The organism is Paenibacillus oleatilyticus (assembly GCF_018998565.1).
Taxonomy (GTDB): domain Bacteria; phylum Bacillota; class Bacilli; order Paenibacillales; family NBRC-103111; genus Paenibacillus_G; species Paenibacillus_G oleatilyticus.
The window spans coordinates 1-11,865 of record NZ_JAHNZO010000024.1 but is presented as its reverse complement, the minus strand read 5'-3'; the positions used below and the strand labels follow the sequence as shown (position 1 = coordinate 11,865).

Annotated in this window: 13 protein-coding genes and 1 other RNA gene; all 14 read left to right on the top strand. The window is 53.4% G+C overall.

What is annotated here, in order from left to right; all coding sequences use genetic code 11:
• Positions 1 to 200 precede the first annotated feature (200 nt).
• Positions 201 to 593 (top strand): response regulator, encoded by a 393-nt coding sequence (locus KQX66_RS25710; RefSeq protein ID WP_010500317.1) that lies wholly within the window; start codon positions 201 to 203, stop codon positions 591 to 593.
• A gap of 170 nt (positions 594 to 763) precedes the next feature.
• Positions 764 to 1,618: a class II fructose-1,6-bisphosphate aldolase gene (gene fba, locus KQX66_RS25705; protein ID WP_216795646.1), complete on the top strand. Its 855-nt coding sequence runs from the start codon at positions 764 to 766 to the stop codon at positions 1,616 to 1,618.
• 140 nt (positions 1,619 to 1,758) lie between these two features.
• On the top strand, positions 1,759 to 3,012 hold the full coding sequence (gene murA / locus KQX66_RS25700) for a UDP-N-acetylglucosamine 1-carboxyvinyltransferase (RefSeq protein WP_216795645.1): 1,254 nt from the start codon (positions 1,759 to 1,761) through the stop codon (positions 3,010 to 3,012).
• Between the two features lie 88 nt (positions 3,013 to 3,100).
• Positions 3,101 to 4,408 carry a transcription termination factor Rho gene (gene rho, locus KQX66_RS25695; protein WP_216795644.1) on the top strand — a complete coding sequence of 436 codons (1,308 nt, stop codon included), beginning with the start codon at positions 3,101 to 3,103 and terminating at the stop codon, positions 4,406 to 4,408.
• A gap of 12 nt (positions 4,409 to 4,420) precedes the next feature.
• On the top strand, positions 4,421 to 5,698 hold the full coding sequence (locus KQX66_RS25690) for a radical SAM family protein (protein WP_216795643.1): 1,278 nt from the start codon (positions 4,421 to 4,423) through the stop codon (positions 5,696 to 5,698).
• Positions 5,699 to 5,781: 83 nt separating this feature from the next.
• A complete protein-coding gene (rpmE, locus tag KQX66_RS25685) occupies positions 5,782 to 5,979 on the top strand; it encodes a 50S ribosomal protein L31 (RefSeq protein ID WP_010500323.1) in 198 nt (65 codons plus the stop codon).
• A gap of 88 nt (positions 5,980 to 6,067) precedes the next feature.
• Positions 6,068 to 6,454: a hypothetical protein gene (locus KQX66_RS25680; RefSeq protein ID WP_216795642.1), complete on the top strand. Its 387-nt coding sequence runs from the start codon at positions 6,068 to 6,070 to the stop codon at positions 6,452 to 6,454.
• Positions 6,455 to 6,501: 47 nt separating this feature from the next.
• Positions 6,502 to 6,765, top strand: an RNA gene (gene ffs, locus KQX66_RS25675) — signal recognition particle sRNA large type.
• 196 nt (positions 6,766 to 6,961) lie between these two features.
• On the top strand, positions 6,962 to 8,023 hold the full coding sequence (locus KQX66_RS25670; RefSeq protein WP_216795641.1) for an ATP-binding protein: 1,062 nt from the start codon (positions 6,962 to 6,964) through the stop codon (positions 8,021 to 8,023).
• Positions 8,024 to 8,094: 71 nt separating this feature from the next.
• Positions 8,095 to 9,843 (top strand): DNA polymerase III subunit gamma/tau, encoded by a 1,749-nt coding sequence (gene dnaX, locus KQX66_RS25665; RefSeq protein ID WP_216795640.1) that lies wholly within the window; start codon positions 8,095 to 8,097, stop codon positions 9,841 to 9,843.
• 21 nt (positions 9,844 to 9,864) lie between these two features.
• The gene (locus KQX66_RS25660) at positions 9,865 to 10,176 is read left to right on the top strand and encodes a YbaB/EbfC family nucleoid-associated protein (RefSeq protein WP_025851926.1); all 312 of its coding nucleotides are present in this window, start codon (positions 9,865 to 9,867) and stop codon (positions 10,174 to 10,176) included.
• Between the two features lie 68 nt (positions 10,177 to 10,244).
• Positions 10,245 to 10,841 carry a recombination mediator RecR gene (gene recR, locus KQX66_RS25655; RefSeq protein ID WP_010500328.1) on the top strand — a complete coding sequence of 199 codons (597 nt, stop codon included), beginning with the start codon at positions 10,245 to 10,247 and terminating at the stop codon, positions 10,839 to 10,841.
• Positions 10,842 to 11,056: 215 nt separating this feature from the next.
• A complete protein-coding gene (locus tag KQX66_RS25650) occupies positions 11,057 to 11,344 on the top strand; it encodes a DUF2508 family protein (RefSeq protein WP_216795639.1) in 288 nt (95 codons plus the stop codon).
• Positions 11,341 to 11,613, top strand: coding sequence for a pro-sigmaK processing inhibitor BofA family protein (locus KQX66_RS25645; protein ID WP_036688414.1), 273 nt, complete (start codon positions 11,341 to 11,343; stop codon positions 11,611 to 11,613). Before KQX66_RS25650 ends, KQX66_RS25645 begins: the two co-directional genes overlap by 4 nt.
• Positions 11,614 to 11,865 lie beyond the last annotated feature (252 nt).

The following is an 11,865-nucleotide window of genomic DNA, read 5'->3' as shown; positions in this document are numbered from 1 at the left end:
CGGCATGAACCGGACGCGTCTCCTGTTTTTTTGTATCCCAAGAAGCGAACGGTCTTGTGCATGTCTGCTTAATTTGTAAAAGTTTTCAACTTTTTTTGGAGATACGGCAGGAATCGCGGAGGCGGCAGCGAATACTGTTATTGCGGGCATAACAGAACGGAATTCTCAACCTCAGGGAAACGGAATAGGAGGATACCTCGATGAAAAAGAAGCTGCTCATAGTTGATGATCAAAACGGCATCCGCATCCTGTTGATGGAGGTTTTCAGCAGCGAAGGCTACGAAACCTATCAGGCTTCCAACGGTAAACTCGCACTCGAGATTGTAAGAAACGTATCGCCCGATCTGGTTTTGCTCGATATGAAGATACCGGGCATGGACGGTCTCGATATCCTCAAGCACATTAAAAGTATCGATGCGTCGATCAAAGTCATCATGATGACGGCATACGGCGAGCTGGACATGATCAAGGAAGCGACCGATCTCGGCGCGATTATGCATTTCACGAAGCCGTTCGACATCGACGAGCTGCGTCAAGCCGTCAACCAGCAGTTGCGAACTCCTAACAATAACTCTTACGCCGTAGGATCCTGATGAGGGTCCTCTTTTTTCTTGCACGTTTCCCGGAGTTTATCGTCTTGGGCAGGGTGTGCGATAGATTATTAACGTTTGTCGCGATCTATGATATAATGGGCCAGTATGACAAAAGAGTACAGACAAGCACTCTGGCACGGTCATTAACGACATAGGAGGAGAGAACCACCATGCCACTCGTTTCGATGAACGAATTTTTGCCTAAAGCAAAAGCGAACAAGTTCGCCGTAGGTCAGTTCAATATGAATAACTTGGAATTTGCCCAAGCTATTACGGAAGCGGCGGAAGAATTGAAATCCCCGTTTATTTTCGGCGTATCCGAAGGCGCGCTGAAGTATATGGGCATCGAATTTACGGTAGCAATCGCGGAAGCAGCCGCTAAGAAATCCGGTCTTCCGATCGCTCTGCATCTTGACCACGGCAGCAGCTTCGAAGTCGCGATGAAATGTATCCGCGCAGGCTTCAGCTCCGTCATGTTCGACGGCTCCCATTATTCCTTTGAAGAAAATATCCGTCTGACCAAAGAGGTCGTGAAAACCGCACGTGCGATGGGCGTATCCGTCGAAGGCGAGCTTGGAACGATCGGCGGCGTGGAAGACGACATTAGCGTAGATGAGTCCGATGCCAACCTGGCGAAGCCGGAAGAAGCGATCCGTTTCTACGAAGAGACAGGCGTCGACTGCCTGGCCATTGCCGTAGGTACGGCACACGGCATGTATGCCGGCGAACCGAACATCCGTTTCGATATTATCGAGAAGGTATCCAAAGCGATTCCGGTTCCGGTCGTATTGCACGGCGGCTCCGGCGTACCGGACGAAATGATCCGCAAGTCCATCGAAGCCGGCGTAGGCAAAATCAACGTGAACACCGAGAATCAAGTGGCTTGTACGCAAACGATCCGCGAAGTTCTTAACAAAGACGCGAAAGTGTACGATCCTCGCAAATACCTCACTCCTGCCCGCAAAGCCATGGTTGAAGTGGTTAAATCCAAAATCCAGCTGTTCGGAAGCGCCAACCAAGCTTAATCGACTACAGCGGGAAATACACCGGGATTCGGTGTATTTCCCTCTCTTCTTATGTAAACGTAGGCACGGAACCCAACTTAGACGAGTTTGCACCTGACTGGTAATGCGTTAAAGCAGTGAAGTGGGAGGAAGAACAACGAATGGAGAAATTGATGATCGCCGGTGGGCGCCCGCTGCGGGGAACGGTTCAAATCAGCGGGGCCAAGAATAGCGCGATTGCGCTTATTCCGGCCGCCATTTTATCGGAAACGGCTGTTACGCTCGATAATTTGCCTGCGCTTAGCGACGTGGCGATTTATACCGAGCTGCTTCAGGAACTCGGCGCATCGGTAGAATGGAGCAAGGATCAGATGATGATCGATCCGAGCCGGCTGTTATCCCGGCCGATGCCGAACGGGAACGTGAAGAAGCTTAGAGCTTCCTACTATTTGATGGGAGCCTTGCTCGGGCGTTTCGGCGAGGCGACGATAGGTTTGCCTGGCGGCTGCAATTTCGAACCGCGGCCGATCGATCAGCATATCAAAGGTTTTGAGGCACTGGGGGCACGAATTTCGAACGAAAACGGCGCCCTGCACATCCAAGCGAAGGAATTGCGCGGAGCTAAAATTTATCTGGACGTCGTCAGCGTAGGGGCGACGATTAACATCATGCTGGCGGCCTCGCGGGCCAAAGGCGTCACGACCATTGAAAATGCGGCAAAAGAGCCTGAAATTATAGATGTAGCTACACTTTTGAACTCCATGGGCGCCAAAATCAAAGGCGCAGGAACCGAAACGATCCGGATCGAGGGCGTCGATGCGCTGCACGGCTGCCGTCATTCGATCATTCCGGACCGCATTCAAGCAGGGACTTACATGATTGCTGCAGCGGCGACGCGCGGCGACGTCATTGTCGATAATGTTATTCCGAAGCATATGGAAGCTCTAACCGCCAAATTGCAGGAAATGGGCGTACATATTTACGAAATGGACGAATCGATCCGTGTAGTCGGACAGCCGGAATACGAAGCCGTGGACGTGAAAGCGCTCGTATACCCTGGATTTGCGACCGACTTGCAGTCTCCGATGAGTAGTCTGCTGACGCAGACGCGCGGAGTCAGCATTTTGAGCGACTATGTGTACAGCAACCGGTTCAAGCATGTCCCGGAGCTGATGCGTATGGGGGCCAAGATCAAAGTGGAAGGTCGTTCCGCTGTCATCGAAGGCAGTCAGCTAAGCGCGGCCAAGGTCAAAGCGACCGATCTTCGCGCGGGCGCATCGCTGGTAATCGCAGGACTGACGGTTGAGGACGGCGTTACGGAAATTACCGGCGTTGAATATATCGACAGAGGCTACGATCATCTGGTAACCAATCTATCGAATTTAGGAGCGGAAGTTTGGCGGCAAAATGATTAGGAACGGTATAGATTGCTCCGAAATTGGGTAAGGCTAGAGTATATTTTGCGCTGGTTTGAAAAATTAATAGTTTGGTGGTTGAAAATTTATGGATATGCATCTCGCTCAGCTTGAAGCGCTTAAGCTTACAGAGCTTTACAAGCTGGCTAAAAAACATCAAATCCCGTACTACGGCCAAATGAAGAAGAAGGAACTCATTTTTGCCATTCTACGCGCCCAGGCCGAACAGAGCGGCTTGATGTTCATGGAGGGTGTGCTGGACGTCCTGCAGGAGGGCTTCGGCTTTCTGCGGCCGATCAATTATTTGCCGAGCGCGGAGGACATCTACATCTCCGCTTCGCAAATTCGCAGATTCGACCTGCGGTCCGGCGACGTCGTATCCGGCAAGTGCCGGCCTCCCAAGGAGAACGAACGTTACTTCGGGCTGCTGCACGTGGAAGCCGTCAACGGCGAAGACCCGGAAACGGCCTCGGAACGGCTGCATTTCGCAGCGCTCACTCCTCTTTATCCGCAAAGGAAACTGGTTCTGGAAACCTCTCCGACGAAACTGTCCACCCGCTTGATGGATCTTCTGGCTCCTGTAGGCTTTGGCCAACGCGGCTTGATCGTAGCCCCGCCGAAAGCGGGAAAAACGCTGCTGCTCAAGGAAATCGCCAACAGCATCTCGACCAATCACCCGGATGTCAAGCTGTTCGTTCTCTTGATCGACGAACGTCCGGAGGAGGTTACCGACATGCAGCGCTCCGTCAACGGGGAAGTGATCGCTTCCACCTTCGACGAAGTGCCGGAGAATCACATCAAGGTCGCAGAGCTTGTGCTGGAACGCGCACAGCGGCTTGTGGAGCATAAGAAGGACGTCGTTATTTTGCTGGACAGCATTACGCGTCTGGCGCGGGCTTACAACCTCGTCGTACCGCCGACGGGCCGGACGCTGTCCGGGGGGATCGATCCCGGGGCCTTCCATCGGCCAAAACGTTTCTTCGGCGCCGCGCGTAATATCGAAGAAGGCGGCAGCCTGACGATTCTCGCGACAGCCTTGATCGAAACGGGCTCGCGGATGGATGACGTCATCTATGAAGAATTTAAAGGAACCGGAAACCTGGAGCTGCATCTGGACCGCAAGCTGGCGGAGCGCCGCATTTTCCCGGCAATCGATATCCGTCGCTCGGGTACGCGCCGCGAAGAAATGCTCCTGACGAAGGAAGAGCTCGACAAAGTATGGGCGATCCGCAAAGGAATGAACGATTCGCACGATTATATCGATGCGTTCCTCAAAAAATTCGCCGAGACGAAAACGAACCAAGAGTTTCTGGACACCCTCGATCCGAACGGCGGCAGCCCGCAATCGGGCGGAAGCGGCGGCACATCCCGTCGGGTCAAGCACTCCGTCTCGTAGAAGGAGGACCTTATGAATCTGGTTTATGCGGACCGTGACGGCAACCTGTTCGACCATCCGGAATACACGGGCCTTGGCCGCAGCGGCGAACTGGTGACGGAAATGATGGAAGACGAGCTGATTCCGCTGCCCGAAGGAGCCACCCTCGTCAGTCTGCCCGATACGCGGCCGATCGGCGTTCATAAGCGGACGGGCGAAATGCAGGTGGTGCCGGGGGACTTCACCGCGGTTGGAGCCTTGCTGCCGCAGAGCTTTACCCGCCTGCTGCTGCCGGGTTACGTGAAGGCCGACAAATCCAAAATGCTGCCTTTGTTCGGCTATACGGCGGTCGTTTGGAAAGACGGCGGCTTCTACGTCGCAGCCGAGGCTTGCGACGATCCGGAGCGCTGGAACCCGCGCAACTGCGATCCCGACGAATTGGAGCTGGGAGTCAAGCGAATTCTTGGAGAGTACAAGGACAACCGGCTGTTTCAGCATTTGTCCAATTGTGCCCTCGGATACGAGTGCCTGACGGCTTCCAATACGTTTTTGAACCGCTGGGAGGGGGCCGTTCCGGTCTCGTTTTCCTGTAATGCAGGCTGCTTCGGATGCATCTCCGAGCAGCCGGAGGACAGCGGATTTCCGGCGCCGCAGACCCGGATGAACTTCAAGCCCACGACCGAAGAAGTCGTGCAGGTCATGCTGGAGCACCTGAAGACGCCGGAGAGCATCATCAGCTTTGGGCAAGGCTGCGAAGGCGAGCCGTCCACCCAAGCCAAGACGATCATCGAAGCGATCCGCGAAGTGCGGAGCCGCACGGATCTCGGCTACATTAACATCAACACGAACGCCGGCTTGACTGATCATATCCGCGGCATCGTGGACGCCGGGCTCGATCTGATGCGCGTCAGTACGATCAGCGCGCTGGACGATCATTACAACGCCTATTACAAGCCGCGCGGCTATACGCTGCGCAATGTCGAGAAATCGCTGCGCTACGCCGCCGACAAAGGGGTTGTCACGTCGATCAACTATCTTATTTTCCCTGGGGTCACCGACCGGGAGGAAGAGATCGAAGCGATGATCGAATTTGCCCGACGGACCGATCTGAAGCTGATCCAGCTGCGCAACCTGAATATCGACCCGGAGAGCTATTTGAGCCTCATTCCCGCGGCCCGGGGCGAGCGGTACGGCATGAAGCAGACGCTGGACATTTTCCGGGAGGAGCTGCCGGATGTCGTGCTCGGGTCGTATACGCACATTCCGGACGAGTTGGCGGAACGGCGCAAGAAACAGTTGCAGCGCGGCTAACGGACGTGTTATAATCGCTCATGTGTGTTTAAATGATAACTCTGATTCACATGGTGTTTCAGGGCAAAAGAGGTGAAAGGGCAATGAAAACAGCGATTCATCCGACTTATCATCAAACAACGGTTACTTGCGCATGCGGTAACACGTTTGAAACGGGATCCATTAAGCAAAATCTTCGTGTAGAGATTTGCTCCGCTTGCCACCCGTTCTTTACCGGGAAGCAAAAATTTGTGGATGCCGGCGGTCGCGTCGATAAATTCAAAAAGAAATACGGCATGTAATTTGTTGCCAGCAGCATAACGGCATAAGCGCGCCTCCTGTGGCTATCCTAAGATCATCCGATCTTAGAGCTGCAGGAGGTGTTTTCATTTGTTAAGATCGCTTGCCGTTCTGTTGAGCGCAGCTTTGGCGTTGTCCGGGCTTCCGGCGTGTCAGCAGAAGTACACCAAAAATTCCGCGACGCATACCCGGGACGGCGTGCTCGGGATTACCGAGACGAACCCGAATATGCCGCTCAGCGCCAGCTTCCGAACATATCCTGATGATCTGCGCGTCATGCAGAATGCGATCAGCCAACGATTTCCCAATATTGGCATTGCCAGCATCAGCTTGAACGGACCGACCGCTTACGTTCGTTTGAACGCTCCCGCCCATACTCCGCCGGAAGAGATCGAACGAATCCGTCAGGGAGCCGCCGAAGCTTTGGCCGCTGCCGCACCGAGATATAACGCTAACGTTACCGTTACTGCTAAATAACCCCTTGAGGTTGCTATTTGGACACGGATCGACTATACTTATGTATGCCGTGCTAGACGGGGAGGTAGCGGTGCCCTGTAACCCGCAATCCGCTGCAGCGGGGTCGAACGCCTATTCGCGGTATTGCGATGTAAGGTTTGGGTTTTAAAGTTGGTGTTGAGAGTCGGGTCCTCCGCAATGGATGCCTGTGAATCTGGTCAGGTCCGGAAGGAAGCAGCCATAAGCAGGAAGTTTCATGTGCCGGAGGGTGGCCTAACTTGAGCTGACGATAAAAATTCCACTTGGATCGTAATATCAAGGTAGGTGCGCGGTTTCCTAATATTAAAAAACAATAACACCAAGATCATGAGCTGTTAAAGCTTGTCGAACTTGGTGTTTTTTTGTATTTGGCAGAAGGAAAATGAAAAAATTAGGAGAATTGTATACTAAAGTTAACCAGGCTAAGTAAACCATAATCATACACCCATTGCGCTCGGCTATCCGCTGATTAATGGGGGGAGGAAGACGATGCGGCACGAACTGACCTTGCTACAACGCTTTGCCGGCATATTCCTTAGGGACGTGAATCTGGGAGTGATGCTGATCAATACCGAATTTGAGCTGATCGATATCAGCGACATGGCCTGCCGCGTGCTGGGGTTGGAAAGAGAAAAGGCACTCCATCAATCGCTGGATTCCATTTTTGCCGATCTGCCTGCCGAGCACTGGCTGGTACAGCGGAGTATATTGGACGGGATGGTCGTGCGCAATCATGCCTTGTCTTGGACCAATAACCAGGAGCGATACGAGCTGCTGGTCGATTCCAGTGTGCTGCGGGATGAAGACGAACGGATCGTCGGCGCTTACCTTATTTTCAAGGACGTCACCAACCTGCGTTCCCTGGAGGAACAGGTGCAGCGCAGCGACCGTCTGGCAATGATCGGCCAAATCGCTGCGGGCACGGCCCATGAAATCCGCAACCCGCTCACGTCGATCAAGGGCTTTTTGCAAGTTCTGCGCAAAACGTTTCAGGAGCAGGGCATGGAGCGCGAAGACGGGTATACCGTGGTGATGCTGAAAGAAATTAATCGGATCAATGAGCTGGTCAACGAATTTCTGCTGCTCGGCAAGCCGAAGAACGTTACCTACGACGAAGTGGATATCTCCGAAGTGCTGCGGGACATTTTGCCTATTATCAATAACGAAGCGATCCTGCACCGGGTCGTCGTTCAATATGAGTCGCTCTACGGGTTGCCGCATGTGGTCGCGGACCGGGAGATGCTGAAGCAGGTGTTTCTCAATATCAGCAAAAATGGAATCGAAGCGATGGGAGAAGGGGGTATTTTGACGGTAAGCGAGAAAGTCGATTTGGAGGAACGCTTGGTCAATATCGAGATTCATGACACCGGCCCGGGCATTCCCGCCTATGTAATCGATAAAATTTTCGATCCGTTCTTTACGACCAAAGCGGAAGGAACGGGATTGGGCCTGTCGGTCTGCCAGCGGATCATTCACGATATCGGAGGGCATATCCGGGTATCGTCCAAAGGGTACGGCACGACGTTTACCGTCAGCATTCCGTTTCCTTAAAAGCGACGCGGCTTCAATCCTCCCTCCAAGTGTAGTATAATAGACGACAAACAATCATTGGAGAGGGCAAGATGGCACATATCGCCTTATATCGAACGTGGCGGCCGCAGTCGTTCCACGATATGGTCGGCCAAAAGCATATTGTCCAAACCTTACAAAACTCGCTTCGCGAAGGGCGGTTCAGCCACGCCTATTTGTTCAGCGGTCCCCGAGGAACTGGGAAAACGACCACGGCCAAAATATTGGCCAAAGCCGTCAACTGCTTGAACGGGCCGGGCGTCGAACCTTGCAACGAATGCGATGCGTGCGTGCGCATTACCGAAGGCGCGGTCATGGACGTCGTCGAGATCGATGCCGCCTCCAACCGCGGCGTGGATGAAATCCGCGACATCCGGGATAAAGTCAAATATGCGCCGACCGAAGTGCGCCAGAAGGTGTATATCATCGACGAGGTGCATATGCTGACGACGGAGGCGTTCAACGCGCTGCTCAAGACGCTGGAGGAGCCTCCGCCCCATGTCATGTTTATTTTGGCTACGACGGAGCCTCACAAGCTGCCAGCGACGATTATTTCGCGCTGTCAGCGGTTTGATTTTCGCCGCGTCTCGCTTGAGGAGCAGGTCGAGCGGCTGCGTCAAGTATGCGCCGACGAACGGATTGAAAGCGATGATGACGCCCTGGCGTTCATCGCGCGGCTATCCGACGGCGGAATGCGCGATGCGCTCAGCTTACTCGATCAGATCATTGCATTTTCAGGCGAGCGGGTGACGTATGACGACGTATTGTCGATCACGGGCGGGATGGCTTCGGATCAGTTCGAGCGCCTGGTGATGGCGATACAGGATCGGGACGTAGGCGCCGCTTTGCGGTTAATCGATACGTTCATGCAGGAAGGCAAAAGCGCCGACAAGTGCATGGAGAGCCTGATTTATTATTTCCGCGACCTGTTGATGGTCAAAATGGTTCCCGGCTCGCAGGCGCTCACCGAGCGCATTCTCGACGTGAAACGGTTTGCCGAGGTGGCGCAGCGGTTTTCCGCCGATGCGTTGATTGCTATGATCGATACGTTGAACTATTATCAGACGGAGATGAAATATTCCGTTCAGCCGCAGACGCTGCTGGAAGTCGCGCTCATGAAGCTTTGCAGTCAGGCGGGCGCAACGTCCGCTCCGGCAGGCGGATCGAACGCAGGCGGGGCGCCGGCCCCGGAACGCCAGGACGGGGTAGTCGGGCAGCTGATGAACCGCATTCAGCGGTTGGAGGAGCAGTTGTCTCAACTGCTGAAGCAGGGCGTCGCTCCCGCAGCCTCAGGTTCTGCATCCGGTGCAAGCTCGCGTCCGGCGCCTGCGCCTGCCGTCACCAAGAAGATCGAGAAGCTGGACGCTTACCTGCAGGGCAGGGATGATCCGGCTTTCCGCAACGTGGTTCAGCAGTGGAGCCAGGTGCTTGGTCGGGTCAAAGAGCTGAAAATCACCGTTCATGCGTGGCTCGTGGACGGGGAGCCCGTCTCCGTTCATGACAGCAACGTGCTAGTAGCTTTCAAGAGCGCGATGCATCGGGAGACGACCGAGAAGCCGGCCAACAAGCAGCTGATCGAACAGGCGTTGGCTGAAGTATACGGTCAACCATATCGTCTTGTGACCATGATGCTGAAGGATTGGAAGGCTGCCGCCGACCAAGCGAAGCCGGGCGACGGACCGAAGGAGGAGCTCCAGCTCGTTCCGGAGGACGAAGGGGCATCCGGCGGCGCGAAGGAAGAATGGATCAGCGAGGCCATTCAATTGTTTGGGGAAGATTTGGTTAAAATTAAAGAAGATTAAGCGACGAGGAGCGTGTCTTTCATGAACAACATGAATCAGATGATGAAGCAAGTGAAAAAAATGCAGGAGCAAATGCTCAAAGCTCAGGAGGATCTCGCGAACCGCACCGTAGAAGGAACTTCCGGTGGCGGCGTCGTCAGCGTAACGGTAAACGGACAAAAGAAAGTTACGGCCGTTGTTATCAAGCCGGAAGCGGTCGATCCGGACGACGTGGAAATGCTGCAGGATCTGGTGCTTAGCGCCATCAACGACGCGATGACCAAAGCCGAAGAAATGGCCGGCAAAGAAATGTCCAAATTAACCGGCGGTATGAATATCCCGGGATTGTTCTAATCGAAGCCGGATCAAGCCCCAGAACCTTCTCTGGGGTTTTCAACTTTAATGCGTGAGGAGCCAATCGCTTGTTTTATCCGGAACCGCTAGCCAAACTGATCGATTCCTTCTCCCGTCTGCCGGGGATCGGACCCAAAACGGCGGGGCGTCTTGCTTTTCATGTGCTGCGCATGAAGGAAGACGATGTCATCGACTTTGCCAAAGCTCTGGTCAATGTCAAACGCAATCTGCACTATTGCTCGGTATGCTGCAATATCACCGATACCGATCCTTGCCGTATTTGTCAGGATAAAAGCCGGGACGCTTCCGTCATTTGTGTTGTACAGGAGCCCAAAGACCTGGTTGCTATGGAGCGGACCAAAGAATTTAACGGCTACTATCATGTTCTCCACGGGGCGATTTCCCCGATGGAAGGCATCGGTCCGGACGAAATTCGGATTGCCGATCTTCTGAAGCGGCTGAGCGACGAACAGGTGCAGGAGCTGATTCTGGCGACGAACCCGAATATCGAAGGCGAAGCGACAGCGATGTATTTATCCAGGCTCGTTCGTCCGTTCGGCCTGAAGGTAACCCGGATTGCGCACGGATTGCCTGTCGGAGGAGATCTGGAGTATGCCGACGAGGTTACCTTGACCAAGGCGCTGGAAGGCAGAAGAGAGCTATAATTAAACATTGATTTGATACCAGAAGAAGCCGGCTTGCAGTTGCCCATTTGCCGTTGCGCACACAGGGCTGCTGTAAGCTCTCGAAGCATGATTTGCGCGGTTCGCCGCGTGGATGCTTTGAGAAGGCTTCTTTTTGGTTCTAACCCGACTAAGCTCCCTATAAATATTTAAGTAGCAGGACAAACCTGGATACTTGAATCGGGAGGTTAACGGGAATGAAGCTTTGGAAATGGAAGTTCGGAAGCAAGAAAGACCGCCTGCAGCGCGAAGCCGTTGAGCAGGACCGTTTGCTGCTGGTAGAAGAAATTCGCAAAGCCCATATGGAATGGGAAGTCGCGCAGAGACGCTTTGATTACGTCGTCGAAAAAGAACAGATTGATTATGCCATCTTTGCTCTCGAAGCGGCGGAGAAGCGATTCGAGATGCTGCTGAAGCAAGCCAAAAACCTGAATATCTCGGCTAGAGAAGCATGCGCCGCCCGGTCGATGGAGGTGTCTTCGTGAAATCGTATTTGCTGTGGAGCGTGCTCGTGGGGTCCGGTTTATTGTTAGGATTGGTCATGCTGCGCAATCGGTATGCGTTCCAATGGCTAGGTATGATTTGCCTGCATATTGCATTTGCTTCGATTTTGTTGTATATTCTAAATCTGTTCAGTTCATACACGCATTTGGAGCTACCTCTGAACGCAGTGACGGTTGGGACCGTAAGCGTTCTGGGCTTGCCCGGACTTGCCGCTTTGGCGGCGCTGAAATTGTGGGTCGTAGGGGTTTAACCTCAGATCCAAAAAAAGTCTAAAAAAAATGCTTGCAATCTACTGGGCGAATGTGATATATTATAAAAGTCGCCGCTAAACGAGGTGACAACAACCGACAAAGCTGAGTAGCCTAACGGCGCGGTTTATGTCGATATAATTGCCCTTTGAAAACTGAACATCGAGTGAGTGTCATAAAGAGAATGCAAATTCTCGTCAGTAGTAACTTTTGAGCTTTAATCAGCTTTTCTTTAATGGAGAGTTTGATCCTGG

Bases quoted from the DNA above. Each gene is read 5' to 3' on its own strand.
- rpmE (WP_010500323.1), top strand. From the start codon at position 5,782: ATGAAAACAGCGATTCATCCGACTTATCATCAAACAACGGTTACTTGC.
- rho (WP_216795644.1), top strand. From the start codon at position 3,101: ATGGATATGCATCTCGCTCAGCTTGAAGCGCTTAAGCTTACAGAGCTT.
- murA (WP_216795645.1), top strand. From the start codon at position 1,759: ATGGAGAAATTGATGATCGCCGGTGGGCGCCCGCTGCGGGGAACGGTT.
- KQX66_RS25670 (WP_216795641.1), top strand. From the start codon at position 6,962: ATGCGGCACGAACTGACCTTGCTACAACGCTTTGCCGGCATATTCCTT.
- KQX66_RS25660 (WP_025851926.1), top strand. From the start codon at position 9,865: ATGAACAACATGAATCAGATGATGAAGCAAGTGAAAAAAATGCAGGAG.
- KQX66_RS25690 (WP_216795643.1), top strand. From the start codon at position 4,421: ATGAATCTGGTTTATGCGGACCGTGACGGCAACCTGTTCGACCATCCG.
- KQX66_RS25710 (WP_010500317.1), top strand. From the start codon at position 201: ATGAAAAAGAAGCTGCTCATAGTTGATGATCAAAACGGCATCCGCATC.
- KQX66_RS25650 (WP_216795639.1), top strand. From the start codon at position 11,057: ATGAAGCTTTGGAAATGGAAGTTCGGAAGCAAGAAAGACCGCCTGCAG.
- fba (WP_216795646.1), top strand. From the start codon at position 764: ATGCCACTCGTTTCGATGAACGAATTTTTGCCTAAAGCAAAAGCGAAC.
- dnaX (WP_216795640.1), top strand. From the start codon at position 8,095: ATGGCACATATCGCCTTATATCGAACGTGGCGGCCGCAGTCGTTCCAC.